The sequence below is a fragment of the Streptomyces griseorubiginosus genome (genome assembly GCF_001514195.1).
Taxonomy (GTDB): domain Bacteria; phylum Actinomycetota; class Actinomycetes; order Streptomycetales; family Streptomycetaceae; genus Streptomyces; species Streptomyces griseorubiginosus.
Genome location: NZ_KQ948735.1, coordinates 1172 through 16864 on the forward strand (window position 1 = coordinate 1172; position 15693 = coordinate 16864).

General features: G+C 70.7%; 13 protein-coding genes and 1 tRNA gene. 4 read left to right on the forward strand and 10 right to left on the reverse strand.

Features of this window, described 5'->3' with window-relative positions:
* Window positions 1-9 precede the first annotated feature (9 nt).
* Window positions 10-1323: a glycoside hydrolase family 36 protein gene (locus AQJ54_RS06680; RefSeq protein WP_062234972.1), complete on the forward strand. Its 1314-nt coding sequence runs from the start codon at window positions 10-12 to the stop codon at window positions 1321-1323.
* Window positions 1324-1435: 112 nt separating this feature from the next.
* Here AQJ54_RS06680 and AQJ54_RS06685 read toward each other — a convergent pair whose 3' ends face one another.
* From AQJ54_RS06685 to AQJ54_RS06700, 4 genes are all read right to left on the reverse strand, one after another.
* Window positions 1436-2881 (reverse strand): GH1 family beta-glucosidase, encoded by a 1446-nt coding sequence (locus tag AQJ54_RS06685; protein ID WP_062234976.1) that lies wholly within the window; start codon window positions 2879-2881, stop codon window positions 1436-1438.
* A 113-nt stretch (window positions 2882-2994) separates the two neighbouring features.
* Window positions 2995-3903 carry a carbohydrate ABC transporter permease gene (locus tag AQJ54_RS06690; RefSeq protein ID WP_020140908.1) on the reverse strand — a complete coding sequence of 303 codons (909 nt, stop codon included), beginning with the start codon at window positions 3901-3903 and terminating at the stop codon, window positions 2995-2997.
* 11 nt (window positions 3904-3914) lie between these two features.
* Window positions 3915-4931 (reverse strand): carbohydrate ABC transporter permease, encoded by a 1017-nt coding sequence (locus AQJ54_RS06695; RefSeq protein WP_062234979.1) that lies wholly within the window; start codon window positions 4929-4931, stop codon window positions 3915-3917.
* 5 nt (window positions 4932-4936) lie between these two features.
* On the reverse strand, window positions 4937-6256 hold the full coding sequence (locus AQJ54_RS06700; protein ID WP_062027244.1) for an ABC transporter substrate-binding protein: 1320 nt from the start codon (window positions 6254-6256) through the stop codon (window positions 4937-4939).
* A 365-nt stretch (window positions 6257-6621) separates the two neighbouring features.
* Here AQJ54_RS06700 and AQJ54_RS06705 point away from each other — a divergent pair, with 365 nt between their 5' ends.
* On the forward strand, window positions 6622-7677 hold the full coding sequence (locus tag AQJ54_RS06705; protein ID WP_062027246.1) for a LacI family DNA-binding transcriptional regulator: 1056 nt from the start codon (window positions 6622-6624) through the stop codon (window positions 7675-7677).
* Window positions 7678-7899: 222 nt separating this feature from the next.
* Here AQJ54_RS06705 and AQJ54_RS06710 read toward each other — a convergent pair whose 3' ends face one another.
* Entirely contained in the window at window positions 7900-8796 is an 897-nt protein-coding gene (locus AQJ54_RS06710) for an SDR family oxidoreductase (RefSeq protein WP_062234982.1), read from the reverse strand.
* A gap of 169 nt (window positions 8797-8965) precedes the next feature.
* Between AQJ54_RS06710 and AQJ54_RS06715 the strand changes: the two genes are divergently transcribed.
* Entirely contained in the window at window positions 8966-9841 is an 876-nt protein-coding gene (locus tag AQJ54_RS06715) for a LysR family transcriptional regulator (protein WP_062027249.1), read from the forward strand.
* A gap of 52 nt (window positions 9842-9893) precedes the next feature.
* On the opposite strand, the gene AQJ54_RS06720 is transcribed toward AQJ54_RS06715, so the two are convergent.
* The 4 genes from AQJ54_RS06720 to AQJ54_RS06735 form a co-directional block, all read right to left on the reverse strand.
* Window positions 9894-9966 (reverse strand) — tRNA-His (locus AQJ54_RS06720).
* 120 nt (window positions 9967-10086) lie between these two features.
* Window positions 10087-10689, reverse strand: a complete 603-nt coding sequence (gene orn / locus AQJ54_RS06725) for an oligoribonuclease (RefSeq protein ID WP_037819210.1) — start codon at window positions 10687-10689, stop codon at window positions 10087-10089.
* A 154-nt stretch (window positions 10690-10843) separates the two neighbouring features.
* The gene (locus AQJ54_RS06730) at window positions 10844-12070 is read right to left on the reverse strand and encodes a helix-turn-helix domain-containing protein (protein WP_062027251.1); all 1227 of its coding nucleotides are present in this window, start codon (window positions 12068-12070) and stop codon (window positions 10844-10846) included.
* A gap of 386 nt (window positions 12071-12456) precedes the next feature.
* Window positions 12457-12771 (reverse strand): hypothetical protein, encoded by a 315-nt coding sequence (locus tag AQJ54_RS06735; RefSeq protein WP_062234988.1) that lies wholly within the window; start codon window positions 12769-12771, stop codon window positions 12457-12459.
* Between the two features lie 346 nt (window positions 12772-13117).
* Between AQJ54_RS06735 and AQJ54_RS06740 the strand changes: the two genes are divergently transcribed.
* The gene (locus tag AQJ54_RS06740) at window positions 13118-13645 is read left to right on the forward strand and encodes a universal stress protein (RefSeq protein WP_030314189.1); all 528 of its coding nucleotides are present in this window, start codon (window positions 13118-13120) and stop codon (window positions 13643-13645) included.
* A gap of 221 nt (window positions 13646-13866) precedes the next feature.
* Here the strand turns inward: AQJ54_RS06740 and glmS are convergent, their stop codons facing one another.
* A complete protein-coding gene (glmS, locus tag AQJ54_RS06745) occupies window positions 13867-15684 on the reverse strand; it encodes a glutamine--fructose-6-phosphate transaminase (isomerizing) (protein ID WP_020140898.1) in 1818 nt (605 codons plus the stop codon).
* Between the last annotated feature and the right edge of the window lie 9 nt (window positions 15685-15693).

The following is a 15693-nucleotide window of genomic DNA, read 5'->3' on the forward strand; positions in this document are numbered from 1 at the left end:
AGAACCACCGTGCCCCACCCCTTCACCCCGGTCGCCTCCGTGCCCCTCGACCCGCGCAGGGCCCGCGTCCACGAGGAGGGCTGGCAGTCCTGGAGCCCCAGTGGCGCGTACGCCCTCGGCGACAAGCCGTACCGCCCGACGAACGACAACTGGGCGACGGTCTGCTACCGGCCGGGCGTCACCGTGCCGGAGGGCGTCTTCCAGGGCGAGGGGCTGCTGGCGCTCGACCCGGGCGACGGGTCGCCGGTACGGCTGTGGGCGGCGCCGGAACCGACCCGCGCGGTCCCGTCGATCCGCCTGACCGTGGACGGCAGCCACGCCGAGGTCACCGCCGACGGCCCGGTGAAGGAGTTCACGGGCACGGACATCCAGGCCACGCTGGCCGAGTGGGCCGCCGGACTCGGGGTCGAGGCCCCGCGCCCGGCGCCCACCGTCTGGTGCTCCTGGTACGAGTACTTCACGGAGGTCACCGAGGACGACATCCACGAGAACCTGCGTGCGATGGACACCCTCGACCTGCCGATCGACGTCGTCCAGATCGACGACGGCTACCAGAAGGCCCTCGGCGACTGGCTCACCCTCTCGGGCCGCTTCCGCTCCCGCGAGGCCATCGCCGACGCGATCCGCGCGCGGGGCCGCAGGGCCGGCATCTGGACCGCCCCCTTCCTCGTCGACCCGGCGAGCGACCTGGCCGCCGAGCACCCCGACTGGCTGGTCGAGGACCTCAGCGGCGGCTTCCTGCACGCCGGCCGCAACTGGGGCCATGACCTGTGCGTCCTGGACACGACCCACCCGGAGGCCGCGGCCTGGCTGGCGGACGTCTTCCGGACGCTGCGGTCCGAGGGCTTCGACTACTTCAAGGTCGACTTCCTCTACGCGGGCGCCCTGGAGGGCGTACGGCACACCGACGCGGACGCTCTCACCGCGTACCGCGACGGCATCCGGCTGATCCGCGAGGCCATCGGCCCGGACGCCTATCTGCTCGGCTGCGGTGCGCCGATCCTGCCCTCCGTCGGCCTGTTCGACGCGATGCGGGTCAGCCCCGACACCGCCCCGCACCGCCGCCCCGAGGCCGGTGACTTCAGCCAGCCCGGCCAGGACCCGGCCGAGTTCACCGGCGCGGGCCGCCAGTGGCAGCACGGCGTCCTGTGGGTCAACGACCCCGACTGCCTGATGGCCCGCCCGGCCGTGGAGACCCGCGAGCGCTGGGCCGCCCACGTGGCGGCGACCGGCGGCCTGATGGCCTCCAGCGACCGGCTGCTGTCGCTGGACCAGTGGGGCGTGCAGACGACCCGCCGACTGCTCGGAGGGGACGAGCGCTGATCCCCGCCTGACGGAGTGGCGGGAGGCGAGCTGCTGTCGGGGCTCGCCGAAAGCGCCGGGGCGCGGCACCCCCCTCGGCTGCCGCGCCCCGGCTCCCCCGGGTCCGTGGTGGCTAGACGGCCTGGGGCTCCTCCGCCTCCGGGAGGGTGCCCGTGCGGGCTGCTCGGCCGTACCACAGGGCACTGGACTTGGGTGTCCGTTCCAGCGTCGTGTAGTCCACGTAGATCGCGCCGAAGCGCTTCTCGTAGCCGTACGCCCACTCGAAGTTGTCCATCAGCGACCAGAGGTAGTAGCCGCGGACATCCGCCCCGTCGGTGATCGCGCGGCGGACCGCGGCGAGGTGTCCGTGCAGGTAGGCGATCCGCTCCGGGTCGTGGACGCGGCCGTCGGGGTCGGGCTTGTCGTCGTAGGCCGCGCCGTTCTCGGTGATGTAGAGGGGCAGGCCGGGGGCCTCACGGGTGTAGCGCATGATCAGGTCGTGCAGGCCCGTCGGGTCGATCGTCCAGCCCATCTCCGTACGCTCGCCCGGCGTCTGGTGGAACGTGACGTCGTCCGCGCCCGGCCACGGGGAGTGGTCGCTGCTGCCGTGGCCGTCGGCGCGCGGTCCGCTGGCCGTCGGGTCGGCGGCGGAGACCAGCGCGGGCGTGTAGTAGTTGAGGCCCAGGGCGTCGAGCGGCTGGTTGATCAGCTCCAGATCGCCGGCCTCCACGAACGACCAGTCCGTGATCGACTCCGTCGCCGCGAACAGCGTCTGCGGATACGCCCCGTGCAGGATGGGGCCGTGGAAGATCCCGCTGGCGAGGTCGTCGATCTTCTGCGCCGCGGCCAGGTCCGCCGGGTCCTGCGAGAAGGGCCTGATCGCCGCGGAGTTGAGGCTGAGCGCCACCGAGTTGCGGGCCGGCATCGACGCGCGCAGGGCCGAAGTGCCGAGGCCGTGCGCGAGGTTGAGCGTGTGCGCGGCCCTCAGCGAGGCCGCCGGGTCGGTACGGCCCGGTGCGTGCACCCCGGAGGCGTAGCCCAGGAAGGCCGCGCACCAGGGCTCGTTGACGGTGATCCACTGCTCCACCCGGTCACCGAGCGCCTCCCCCACGATCTGCGCGTACTCGGCGAAGCGGTACGCGGTGTCGCGCTCCGGCCAGCCGCCCGCGTCCTCCAGCTCCTGCGGCAGGTCCCAGTGGTAGAGCGTCACGGCCGGCTTGATGCCGTGCGCGAGCAGCTCGTCCACCAGCCGCCGGTAGAAGTCCAGCCCCCGCTGGATCGCCGGGCCCCGGCCGGTCGGCTGCACCCGGGACCAGGAGACCGAGAAGCGGTACGCCGTCAGGCCCAGGTCGGCCATGAGCGCCACGTCGTCGCGGTAGCGGTGGTAGTGGTCGACAGCGATGTCACCGTGGTCGCCGCCGGCGGTCTTGCCGGGCGTGTGGCTGAAGGTGTCCCAGATGGAGGGCGTACGGCCGTCCTCCCGCACCGCCCCCTCGATCTGGTACGAGGAGGTCGCGGCACCCCAGAGGAAGGAGGGGGGAAAGGTCACCGGAGTCTCCGGAGATGCGGAATCGGGCATGGAAGCGCTCCCATCGGACGTCGTGAGACCGACTGGTAGAGGGCGGGGAGGAAAGGAGAAGAGAGGGGGCGGGGGCCGGAGCGGCGTCGGTCCGGCCCCCGGGGAAGCCGAGGTCAGCCCTTCACGGCACCCTGCATGATGCCGCCCACGATCTGCTTGCCGAAGATCGCGAAGACGATCAGCAGCGGCAGCGTGCCCAGCAGCGCGCCCGCCATGATCAGGGACTGGTCCGGGGTGTAGCCCCGGCCGAGCTGCGCGACCGCGACCTGCACGGTCGGGTTGCCGTTCTGCGTCAGCACCAGGAACGGCCACAGGAAGTCGTTCCAGGTCTGCACGAACATCAGCATGCCGAGGACGGCCATCGCCGGCCGGGCGGCGGGGAACACGACGTGCCACACCACGCGCCAGCTGCTCGCGCCGTCCACCCGGGCCGCCTCGATGATCTCGTCCGGCAGCGCCTGGATCAGGTACTGCCGCATGAAGAACACCCCGAACGCGCTCACCAGCGACGGCAGGATCACCGCCTGGAGCTGGTCCGTCCAGTCGAGCTTGGCGACCATCATGTACAGCGGGATCACGCTCAGCTGCGGCGGCACCATCATCGTGCCGATGACGATCAGCATCATCGCGCCGCGGCCACGGAAGCGCAGCTTGGCGAAGGCGAAGCCGGCGATCGTGGACAGGAAGACGATGGTCAGCGCCGACACACCGGCCACGAACGTGGTGTTGATGAACGCCTCGCCCAGGTTGGCGTCGTTCCAGGCGATGTCGAGGTTGTGGAAGAGGTTGCCGCCGAACCAGAACGGCGGCGGGGTCTGCGCCAGCCGCTGGTTGTCGCGCGAGGCGGCGATCGCCGTCCACACCAGCGGCAGCAGCGAGCCGATGGTGAACAGGGCGAGGATGACGTACGCGATGGGTCCCGCGTGCATCTGCCCGCCCGCACGCGCCGACTTGGGCCGGCGCACCCGCTTCGGGGGCGGGGAACCCGCGTCCGCCGCGGGTTTCGTCAGGGTCGTCGTCACGGCCGGTCTCCTTAACTACTGGCGCGCAGCCGGCGCGAGATGACGTAGTTGACGATCCCGATCACGATGAGGATCAGGAACATCGTCCAGGCGATCGCGGAGGCGCGGCCCAGGTGCATGTTCACCCAGCCCTGCTCGTACAGGTACAGACCGAGCGTCTGGAACTGGTGCTCCGCGCCGCCGGACGCGCCCTTGTTGGCGTCGAACAGCAGTGGTTCGCCGAACACCTGGCTCGCCCCGATCGTCGAGACGACGACGGTGAACAGGATCGTCGGCCGCAGCGAGGGCAGGGTGACGTGCAGGAACTGCTTCCAGCGACTGGCCCCGTCGAGGGCAGCCGACTCGTACAGGTCCTGCGGGATCGCCTGCATCGCCGCCAGGTAGATCAGCGCGTTGTAGCCGGTCCAGCGCCAGATGACGATCGACGAAACGGCGATCTGCGAGGGCCACTTGTCGTTCTGCCAGTCGATGGCGTCGACCCCGACGAAGTGCAGCGCCCAGTTGATCATGCCGTAGTCGCGGCCGAAGAGCAGCACGAACACCAGCGAGGCGGCGGCGATCGAGGTCGCGTACGGCGCCAGCATCACGACCCGGTAGAAGGTCGACGCGCGCAACTTGTAGTTGAGGATGTGCGCCAGGCCCATGGCCATCGCCAGCTGCGGGACGGTGGAGATGATGCCGATGGTCAGGGTGTTCTTCGCCGCGTTCCAGAAGAAGTCGTCGTCGAAGATGCGCGTGTAGTTGCGCATGCCGGCCCACTGCATGTCGGTGGGATCGGTCAGCTCGACCGTGTGCAGCGAGGCCCAGCCCGTGTAGACCAGCGGGAACAGGCCGAAGGCGAGGAACAGCAGGAAGAACGGCGAGACGAACGCGTACGGGCTCCAGCGCATGTCCCGCTGCCAGCGGCGGGACAGCCGGGCCCGGCGGCGCTGCTCCTTGTCGTCGGGTACGGAGTCCGCGGGCGGGCGGCCCGGGGCCGCGCCCCCCTCCTCGAGGGGGAGCGCGGCGGTGTCGTGCCGGGTGGCCATACCGGTCACTTCTCCAGGTTGTTGTCGATGGTCTTGGTGGCCGTCTCCCAGGCTTCCTTGGCCGACTTGCCCTTCGTGACGAGGATGACGCCGTTGTCGGTCAGACCCTGCTGGATGATCTGGTCCTTCGGGCCGATCACCTGCGTCGGGATGGCCTTGGCGGCCTCGGCGAAGATCTTGCCGATGGGCGCGTCACCGGTCATCGTGTTCTTGGCGCCGGTGACCTGGGGCAGGTCGTAGGCGGCGGTCGAGCTCGGGAAGCTGCCCTGCACGGCGAAGAGCTTGGCCTGCTGCTCCGGCGCGGTCAGCCAGGTGATCAGCTTCTCCGCCTCCTTCACGTGCTTGCCGTTCTTGGGCACGGCCAGGAAGGTGCCGCCCCAGTTGCCGGACTTGGGCGCGGCGGCCACGTCCCACTTGCCGGCGGAGTCCGGCGACGACTTGCCCTTGAGGTAGCCGAGCATCCACGGCGGGCAGGCGATCGCGGCGAACTTGCTCTTGGCGATCGTGGTGTCCCAGGCCGGCTGGAACTGCGTCTGCGCTCCGACCAGCCCCTCCTTGGCGGCCTTCGCGGTCAGGTCGAAGGCGTTCTTGATGGCGGGGTTGGTCTTGTAGATGACCTCACCGGAGGCGTCGTAGTACTTGTCCTTCTCACTGCTGACGATCGCGTTGAGCAGACCGCCGGGCGAGTCCATGAAGGTGGTGCCGGCGGGGGCCTTCTTCTTGTAGGTCTCGCCCGCGGCGACGAGCTTGTTCCAGTCGCCCGCCCACAGCTGGCCGACCGCCTCGCGGTCGGCGGGCAGACCGGCCTGCTGGAAGAGGTCCTTGCGGTAGCAGATCGCCATCGGGCCGATGTCGGTGCCGAGGCCGATGGTCTGGCCGTCCTTGGTGGTGGCCTGCTGCCACTTCCAGTCCACCCACTTGCTCTTGTCCACCCCGGCGACCTTGGACATGTCCACCAGCTTGTCCGCGTTGGTGGAGACGACCTCGGCGATGTTGCCGACCTCGATGGCCTGGACGTCCTGGAGACCGCTGTTGGTGGTGAGGTGGTTGACGAGCGCGGGGTAGTAGTTCTCGTTCCGCTCGACCACGTTCTCCTGGATCTTGATGTTCGGGTTGAGCTTCTCGTACTCCTTGTAGAGTCCGGCCTCCTTGAAGCCCTGGGTGCCGAACAGACCGAGGGTGATGGTGGTCTTGCCGCCGCCCGACGACGAGCCGTCGTCGTCGCCGCCGTCGTCGGCACAGCCGGCCAGCAGCCCGGCGCCCAGCGATGCGACAGCCGCGAGGACTACCGCCCTGTTGCGGGCGGATCGGGTATGTGCTCGCATTGCGTCCTCCTGTTGCCCTGACGTGCCGACCCCCCGGCCAACTGCGTTGTTGGGCCCGTTCGTTCTTGCTGCGGCTCGGGCGGGGAACGTGCGGGAAATGTATGTGTCAGGTACCGTGGGAGCGCTCCCATCGGTGATGTGTTGAAGGTTCGCGGGTCCGGGCGGGGGTGTCAAGGGAGTCGACGCGGAGAGATGCGTTCAGTTATCAGCCTGTTAACTGGACCGGCCCGGCCCGCCCGGCGCTCGGGGGCGGGGCACTTCGGCCCGGACCTGGGCCGTGGGGCAGAGCCCCCGCGACCGTCACCGGAGCAGGCGGGGCTGTTAAATTCCAGGCCAGCGCAAGACAACGGCGGAAGGCGGAGCCCATGGCAAGCCACGGAGCGCGGAGCCGGAGCGGGGGCCGGCCCACCCTCGAGGAGGTCGCCGCGCGCGCCGGCGTCGGCCGGGGCACCGTTTCCCGGGTGATCAACGGTTCGCCCCGGGTCAGCGACGCCACCCGCGCCGCGGTCGAGGCGGCGGTGGCGGAGCTCGGGTACGTCCCGAACACGGCCGCGCGCGCCCTCGCGGCCAACCGCACGGACGCGATCGCGCTGGTGGTGCCCGAGCCCGAGACCCGGTTCTTCGCCGAGCCGTACTTCTCGGACATGCTCAAGGGCGTCGGCGCGGAGATCTCGGACACCGAGATGCAGCTCCTGCTGATCTTCGCGGGTAGCGACCGCGAACGCCGGCGGCTGGCCCAGTACCTCGCCGCGCACCGGGTCGACGGCGTCCTGCTGGTCTCGGTCCACGCCGACGACCCGCTCCCCGACCTGCTGTCCCAGCTGGAGATCCCCGCGGTGATCAGCGGCCCGCGCTCGGCGGGGGAGACGCTGCCCTCGGTGGACTCCGACAACTACGGAGGCGGCCGTTCCGCCGTGGAGCACCTGCTCGCCGGCGGCCGCCGCGCGATCGCCCACATCACCGGCCGCCTCGACGTGTACGGCGCCCAGCGCCGCGTCGACGGCTACCGCGACGCGCTGCTCGACGCCGGCCACGAGGTGGACGAGCGCCTGATCGAGCCCGGTGACTTCACCGAGGAGGGCGGCCGCCGCGCGATGACGAAGCTGCTGGCCCGCCGCCCCGACCTGGACGCCGTCTTCGCCGGCTCCGACGTCATGGCGGCGGGCGCCCGCCAGGTGCTGCGCGAGGAGGGCCGCAGCATCCCCTCGGACGTGGCGTTGATCGGCTACGACGACTCCGCCATAGCGCGGCACATGGACCCGCCGCTCACCAGCGTCCGCCAGCCCATCGAGGAGATGGGCCGCCGCATGATCGACCTCCTCCTCTCGGAGATCGCCGACCGCCGCCCGGCGGTGTCCCGGGGCCTGGAGCGCAGGCAGGTCGTCCTGGCCACGGAACTGGTCCACCGGACGTCGTCCTGACCCGAGCCGGGCCGCCCCGAGCCGCCTAAAGAGCTTGAACGCAAGGATCACTCGGGTCCGGACGCGGGCGGGGTCCGGAGTTCCGCCCGCGAACGGGCACGTGGGCTGGTTCGCGAACGGTGCGCGGGCTGCTTCTCCCGTACGGCATCCCCGACGGAGCCGTGCGAACGGTACGGCGGTGTCCGGGAGTTGACCGGGGTCTGGCGGCCGGTGTCGTGGTGGTCAGTTCGTTTTGAAGTAGTGGCCCGCCTTCAGGTCCGGGATCAGGGCGGGGTGTTCCGGTTGCCAGCCCAGCAGCTTGCCGGTGAGGGTGGCCGAGGCGCGCATGTCGATCGCGGCGAAGCGGCCGAGCCAGCCGAAGTGGTCCGTCGCGTTCTCGGCGACCACCTTCGCGACCGGCACGTCGAGCCCCCGCCCGATGGTCTCGGCGATCTCCCGGAACGGCACCCCCTCGTCGCCGATCGCGTGCAGCCGTACGCCCGCCGGTGCCTGCTCCAGGGCGAGCCGGAACAACCGGGCCGCGTCGAGGCGATGGACGGCCGCCCAGTGGTTGGTGCCGTCGCCCACCATGGCCGAGACGCCCTTCTCCCGGGCGACGTCGATGAACATGGGCACGAAGCCGTAGTCGCCCTCGCCGTGCACGCTCGGCGGCAGCCGCAGCACCGAGGAGCTCACCCCGCGTTCGGCCAGCGCGAGCGTCGCGGACTCCGAGGCGTGCCGGTGCTTGGCGGGGGTGTCCGGGTCGGCCGGGTCCTCCTCGGTGCCGACGCGCCCCGGCGCGGTCAGCAGCCCCGAGGTGACCACGAGAGCCTTCCCGGTGCCTGCGAGCACCTCGCCCATGGCCTCGATCGCCCGCAGATCGGCCTCACCGGAGGCGGTGAGGTTCGTGAAGTCGTGGATGAAGGCCAGGTGGGCGACGGCGTCGGCCGCCTCGGCGCCCCGGCGCAGACTGTCGAGGTCGTCCAGGTCGCCGCGGTGCACCGTGGCTCCGGCGGCTTTCACGGCCTCGGCCGACCGGTCCGAACGGGCCAGGCCGAGGACTTCGTGCCCGGCGTCGAGCAGTTCGCGGGTGACGGCGGAACCGATGAATCCGGAGGCGCCGGTGACAAATACACGCATGAGGGTCCTTCGTGGTGACGGGTGATGTTTCCAGCACCTCCAGCGTGCGGAGGAGCACCCGGGCCGGTCCAAAGCCTGTTTCGCATAGCGCAATACACATCAGGCATCACCCCAGGTGAGAGGCTCTGTGCAGGGTAGGAGGCGGTCGCGGCGGGCGTACGCTTCAGGCATGACCGACCTCGATCTGCGCCTGGTCCGGTACTTCACCGCCGTCGCCGAGCACCGGCACTTCGGCCGGGCCGCCGAAGCGCTGCACATCACCCAGCCGTCGCTGAGCCGGCAGATCCGCCGCCTGGAGCAGCAGCTGGGCGCGCGGCTGCTGGAGCGGACCCCGCAGGGCAGCGGGCTCACCGAGGCGGGGGAGGTCTTCCTGCCCCGGGCCAAGGCGCTGTTGCGGTCGGCCGGGCAGGCGGCCGCGCTGACCCGGGCGGCGGCCGAGCCGAGCCGGATCACCGTGGGCTACACGGCGGGGATCATCGTCACCCCGGCCGTGCGCGAACTGCGGGAACGGTTCCCGGACGCCGACGTCTCCAGCGTGCACGTCGACTGGGGCGACCGCCGCACGGCCCTGGCCGACCACAAGGTCGACGCGCTGGTGACCCGGCTGCCCTTCCCGACGGACGGGGCCCATGTGACGGTCCTCTACGACGAGCCCAGGGTGCTGCTGCTCCCGGTCGGCCACCGCCTCGCCGGCAAGGAGTCCGTCACGCTCGACGAGATCGCGGACGAGCCGATGATCAGGGTGGCCGACCCGGACTGGAACGCGTACTGGCGCATCGACCCCCGCCCGGACGGCAGCCCGGCACCCGACGGCCCTCTGGTCACGGCGCTGGAGGACAAGTTCGAACTCGTGGCCTCGGGACAGGCCCTGGCCATCATGGCCTCACCTCGTCCGGGCGCCCTGCGCCCCGATCTGACGGTGGTCCCGCTGGAGGGCGTCGACCCGTCCCACGTCGTCCTGGCGACCCGGGCAGGCGACCGGGGCCGACTGCTCACGGCGTTCCGCAGGGCGGCCCGGACCCGTCTTGAGCCGACCGGCTTCTGAAACGGCCTCAGCCGGTGACCCTGTCTCCAGGATCACCGGCTGAGGTGATGAGGGTGAGTGACGGGACTCGAACCCGCGGCCACCTGGACCACAACCAGGTGCTCTACCAACTGAGCTACACCCACCATGTTCGGCTGTCCGGGTTTCCCCGACCGGCCGAGAAAAAGTGTACAGGGTCCGAAGGGGTGCTCGCGCCCGCCTTAATCGCGCAGGCCGCGAGCCTTTCCTGCGCAGGCTGTGCGACGCTACTGCGCAGGCAGGACGTGCTTCGCGGCGATCGTCTTGGCGGTGTCGGAGTCCGGCCCGGGCTGCGGGACGAAGATCGCCTCGCGGTAGTAGCGCAGCTCCGCGATGGACTCGCGGATGTCGGCGAGGGCACGGTGGTTGCCGTTCTTCTCCGGGCTGTTGAAGTAGGCCCGGGGGTACCAGCGGCGGGCGAGTTCCTTGACGGAGCTGACGTCCACGATGCGGTAGTGGAGGTAGTCCTCCAGGGTGGGCATGTCCCGGAGCAGGAAACCGCGGTCGGTGCCGACGGAGTTGCCGCACAGGGGGGCCTTGCCGGGCTCCTTGACGTGCTCGCGGACGTAGGCGAGGACCTGCTCCTCGGCGTCGGCGAGCGTGGTGCCGCCGGACAGCTCGTCGAGCAGCCCGGACGCGGTGTGCATCTGACGCACCACCTCCGGCATCGTCTCCAGCGCCTGGTCCGGCGGGCGGATGACGATGTCCACACCGTCGCCGAGGATGTTCAGCTCGGAGTCGGTGACGAGGGCGGCAACCTCGATGAGCGCGTCGTCGGACAGCGAGAGGCCGGTCATCTCGCAGTCGATCCACACCATGCGATCGTTCATGCGACCACCCTAAAGCTGGCGTCCGCTTTTGGGTGGCCCGGTGTCGCTGTGAACGTTTCCCTGGGGGCCGCCGCCCCCGGACCCCCGCTTCGGCCCCGAAGGGCCTAGTCCTCGAACGCCGGACGGGCTGAAGTGCCCGCCCGGCGCCGAGAGGTCATGCTCCGCTGCGCTGCCCCGGCAGGCTCGCCCGGCCGGTCGCGTACAGCTCGCGGCCGTTCTCCGACGGCGGGCCCACGGAGGCCGGGGTGCGCCGGGTCTGGAGCGGTACCGGGCCGCCCTCCGGGTGCAGCTGCACCGGCGGACCGGGCGGGGGACCCGTGGGTCCCCCCACCGGACCGTCGCTGTCCACGGGCCGCTCGCCCTGCGGCCGGCGCGCCCGGTACGCGGCCCGGTAGGCCGCCGGGGACGAGCCCAGCTGCCGCCGGAAGTGCCCGCGCAGCGCCACCGGCGAGCGGAAGCCGCAGCGCCCCGCGACCTCGTCCACCGAGTAGTCCGAGGTCTCGAGCAGCCGCTGCGCCTGGAGCACCCGCTGGGTGATCAGCCACTGGAGAGGGGCCGAACCCGTCAGGGAGCGGAAGCGGCGGTCGAACGTACGACGGCTCATGTACGCGCGCGCGGCGAGCGTCTCCACGTCGAACTGCTCGTGGAGGTGCTCCAGCGCCCAGGCGACGACCTCGGCGAGCGGGTCGGCGCCGATCTCCTCCGGTAAAGACCTGTCGAGGTAGCGCTCCTGACCGCCCGAGCGGCGCGGCGGGACCACCAGGCGGCGGGCCAGCGCGCCGGCCGCCTCGTTGCCGTGGTCCGTCCGCACGATGTGGAGGCAGAGGTCGATACCGGCCGCGGTACCGGCCGAGGTCAGCACGTCGCCGTCGTCCACGAAGAGTTCTCGTGGGTCCACGTGCACCGACGGGTAGCGCTTGGCCAGCGTCGGCGCGTACATCCAGTGGGTGGTCGCGGGGCGGCCGTCCAGCAGGCCGGCTGCGGCCAGCACGAACGCGCCGGTGCACAGGCCCACGATGCGGGCACCCTCCTCGTGCGCCCGGCGCAGTGCGTCGAGTGCCTCCTCCGGAGGCGGTGAGGTGATCGAGCGCCAGGCCGGCACGACGACCGTGCCCGCGCGTGAGATCGCCTCCAGGCCATGTGGCGCGGTGAGTTCCAGGCCCCCTGTGGTCCGCAGCGGGCCTTCTTCGCCGCCGCACACCAAAAGGCGGTAGCGCGGCACGCCGGCGTCCTGGCGGTCAATCCCGAACACCGACAACGGTATGGAACTCTCGAAAATGGGGCCGCCGCTGAACAGCAGCACCGCGACGATCTCCTTGCGGCGTCGCCCGGAGAGCTTCCGGGCCGCGGCTTCCGGCGCGGCAGTGGAGTCGTGGCTCATCCTGCTAAGCCCCCCTCGGTGGTCGCGGCGCCCCTAACTTGTCGGGCATGTCGCTCCAGCACGTTTCCCCTCGGTCCGGCACGAGTCCCCCGCCGTAAGACGTCAAGATCGAATCTACTGTGTCCCGTGGTGCCGGGGTGACCAGTTCGTCATCCGGCAGATTGTCGACTTGGCAACTTGGCGTAAAGCATTCGATCACGAAGCGTTGCACTCAGGGGCCGTGCAGGGAAGTGCGCCTTGTGGCAGTGGCTAATCCACGTAGGGTGCGCGGGACCCCCGAGACCCTATTCGTGCAGGTGGAACGGGGGTTGGAGGGTGGTGAGGGCACGGGACACGCCCAACGTGGAAGTTGGCTGAAAAGAATCGTCCCGGTGCATGGAAACCGGTCAGCCGACCGGTGTGCTTCCGCCGGTGTGACGACCGCCTCGGTGGGCCCCGGCGCCACCCCGGTGCCGGCGGCCGCGCTGCGGCGCCCCTTCCTCCGCGTGCAGGCGGGCCGCGCCGCGTTCCGACTGGCGCAGGAGGATACGGCAGACGGCTGTCACGGCGGCGAGGCCGAGCGCGGTGCCGGCGGCTCCGGCGAGCGAGGAGCCGTACCAGAGCAGCACCACGGGGACGAGGGCGCAGCTGAAGACCGCCCAGCGGACCACGTCCGTGCCGGTGTCCCTGGAGTCCTCGGAGGGCGGTCGGTGTCCGGTCATCGCATGCTCCCTGTGGCGTCTCCCCCTGGCGTGGCTCCTGGGTTCAACGCCTGTTCGACCCGTCGGTCACTGTGTCGAGGGGCCGTCCGGTGGGTGCGGTCCGGGGGGCCGGTGGGCGACGGGCGCTTGAATCCTGTGCAAACCGCCTGTACAGCGCAGCAACCATTGCGTTACGGGCGCCCCCTCGTGCATGCTCCCTGGAACCCCACAGCGCGGGGGCGGGATCTGGGCTAAGGAGGCGTGGCGCCGTACCCTTGGGGGTATGGGCCGGGAAAGACGATTCCCGGACACAGCTCCGCCGCACAGGCCGTCCCTCCCATACAAGGATCACAACGCCGAGACAGCCATGGCCGGTCACGAATTCTCCGAACCAGCGGACCGCAAGCGGCCCGTCGCCGATCCCACGGCGGCCGAGCCCCTGGCGGCGGAAGAGCCACGCCACTCCTGCGACCCCGCCTTCAAGCACGGCGTCGTCGTCGGGTTCGACGGCTCCACATCGAGCGAGCGCGCCCTCGCGTACGCGATCGGCATGGCCCACCGCTCCGGCTCGGGCCTGATCATCGTGCATGTCGCCAACCGGCTGCCCACCACGGTGTGGGCCGGCTGCGAGCCACCGGTCTTCGTCGACGTGCCGGACCACCGCACCGAGGTGCTCGGCCTGGAGCTCGCCTGCGCGGACTACCTCGCCGAGGTGCCCTGGATCCTGGTCGAGCGCGGCGGGGACATCTGCCATGAACTCGAAGAGGTCGGGCGGGAGTACGAGGCGGACGCGATCGTCGTCGGCTCCACCCACGGCATCGTCGGGCGCATCTTCGGCTCCGTCGCCGGGCGGCTCGCCAAGCGGGCGAAGCGGCCCGTCATCGTCATTCCGTAACGCCTGGTTCGCCCTGGTGAGATGGGTGAATCCACCCGCGCGCAGAGGTGTTTGTGTCTTTGTGAAGGGCATATAGCCGTCATGGGCTGCCGGCCGGGGCGTGACGGTCACCGGCCAAGTGGCAGTCGGCGCCGGGATATTGGGCGGCCCCGGCGCGATCGAACGGACCCCCCGTGCACGGTGGCGTCACGAGGGGTCCGTCCCTTGTACGGGTCGAGCGTCTACTCGACCGTCACCGACTTCGCGAGGTTCCGCGGCTTGTCGATGTCCCGGCCCAGCGCCAACGCCGTGTGGTAGGCGAGGAGTTGGAGCGGGATGCCCATCAGGATCGGGTCCAGCTCGTCCTCGTTCTTCGGCACGACGATCGTCTCGTCGGCCTTCTCCTGGTGCTGGTGGGCCACCGCCAGGATCCTGCCGCTGCGGGCCTTGATCTCCTCCAGGGCGGCCCGGTTCTTCTCCAGCAGGTCGTCGTCGGGGACGATCGCGACCGTGGGGAGCGCGGGCTCGATCAGGGCCAGCGGGCCGTGCTTGAGCTCCGACGCCGGGTAGGCCTCCGCGTGGATGTAGGAGACCTCCTTGAGCTTCAGGGAGGCCTCACGGGCCACCGGGTAGCCCCGGACACGGCCGATGAAGAGCATCGAGCGGGCCTCGGCGTACTGCTCGGCCAGCTTCTTGATGTGCTCCTCCTGCTCCAGCATCTCGGTGATCTGCGCGGGCAGCTTGCGCAGGCCCTCGATGATCCGCTTGCCGTCGCGGACGGAGAGGTCACGGGTGCGGCCCAGGTGCAGGGCGAGCAGCGCGAAGGCCACCGTGGTGTTGGTGAAGCACTTGGTGGAGACCACGCAGACCTCCGGGCCCGCGTGCACGTACACCCCGCCGTCGGCCTCCCGGGCGATCGCCGAGCCGACCACGTTCACCACGCCGAGGACCCGCGCGCCCTTGCGCTTCAGCTCCTGGACGGCCGCGAGGACGTCGTAGGTCTCGCCGGACTGGGAGACCGCGATGTAGAGGGTGTCGGGGTCGACGACCGCGTTGCGGTAGCGGAACTCCGAGGCGGGCTCGGCGTCCGCGGGGATGCGGGCCAGCTCCTCGATCATCTGGGCGCCGATCATGCCCGCGTGGTACGAGGTGCCGCAGCCGAGGATCTTCACCCGGCGGATCTGGCGGGCCTCCCGGGCGTCCAGGTTGAGGCCGCCGAGGTGCACGGTGGAGAAGCGGTCGTCGATGCGGCCGCGCAGCACGCGGTCCACGGCGTCGGCCTGCTCGTGGATCTCCTTGTGCATGTACGTGTCGTGGCCGCCCATGTCGTAGGAGGCGGCCTCCCACTCGACGGTGGTGGGCTCGGCCGTCGTACGGGTGCCCTCGGTGGTGTAGGTGCGGAAGTCGTCGGCCTTGAGGGTGGCCATCTCGCCGTCGTCCAGCGTCACTATCTGCCGGGTGTGGGCGACCAGCGCGGCGATGTCCGAGGCGACGAACATCTCCTTCTCGCCGATGCCGAGGACGACCGGGGAGCCGTTGCGGGCCACCACGATGCGGTCGGAGAAGTCGGCGTGCATCACGGCGATGCCGTAGGTGCCCTCGATCACCCGCAGGGTGTCGCGGACCTTGTCCTCCAGCTTCTCGGCCTGGGAGCGCGCGATGAGGTGGACGAGGACCTCGGTGTCGGTCTCGGAGAGGAACTCGACGCCGTCCGCCTCCAGCTTGCGGCGCAGGTCGGAGGCGTTGTCGATGATGCCGTTGTGGACCACCGCGACCTTGAGGTCGGCCGACATGTGCGGGTGGGCGTTCACGTCGGAGGGGGCGCCGTGGGTGGCCCAGCGGGTGTGGGCGATGCCGGTGGTGCCCTTGAAGCGGGCCGGGACCTTGGCCTCCAGGTCACGCACCCGGCCCTTGGCCTTGACCATCTTCAGGCCCGCCGTCTTCGGCGAGGTGACGACTATGCCCGCCGAGTCGTACCCGCGGTACTCCAGGCGCTGCAAGCCCTCCAGGAGGAGGGGGGCGACGTCACGCTTGCCGATGTAACCGACGATTCCGCACATATAGCTTGT

Coding starts and splice junctions, on each gene's coding strand:
- AQJ54_RS06685 (WP_062234976.1), bottom strand. CDS start 2,881: ATGCCCGATTCCGCATCTCCGGAGACTCCGGTGACCTTTCCCCCCTCC.
- AQJ54_RS06695 (WP_062234979.1), bottom strand. CDS start 4,931: ATGGCCACCCGGCACGACACCGCCGCGCTCCCCCTCGAGGAGGGGGGC.
- AQJ54_RS06700 (WP_062027244.1), bottom strand. CDS start 6,256: ATGCGAGCACATACCCGATCCGCCCGCAACAGGGCGGTAGTCCTCGCG.
- AQJ54_RS06705 (WP_062027246.1), top strand. CDS start 6,622: ATGGCAAGCCACGGAGCGCGGAGCCGGAGCGGGGGCCGGCCCACCCTC.
- AQJ54_RS06710 (WP_062234982.1), bottom strand. CDS start 8,796: ATGCGTGTATTTGTCACCGGCGCCTCCGGATTCATCGGTTCCGCCGTC.
- AQJ54_RS06715 (WP_062027249.1), top strand. CDS start 8,966: ATGACCGACCTCGATCTGCGCCTGGTCCGGTACTTCACCGCCGTCGCC.
- orn (WP_037819210.1), bottom strand. CDS start 10,689: ATGAACGATCGCATGGTGTGGATCGACTGCGAGATGACCGGCCTCTCG.
- AQJ54_RS06730 (WP_062027251.1), bottom strand. CDS start 12,070: ATGAGCCACGACTCCACTGCCGCGCCGGAAGCCGCGGCCCGGAAGCTC.
- AQJ54_RS06735 (WP_062234988.1), bottom strand. CDS start 12,771: ATGACCGGACACCGACCGCCCTCCGAGGACTCCAGGGACACCGGCACG.
- AQJ54_RS06740 (WP_030314189.1), top strand. CDS start 13,118: ATGGCCGGTCACGAATTCTCCGAACCAGCGGACCGCAAGCGGCCCGTC.
- glmS (WP_020140898.1), bottom strand. CDS start 15,684: ATGTGCGGAATCGTCGGTTACATCGGCAAGCGTGACGTCGCCCCCCTC.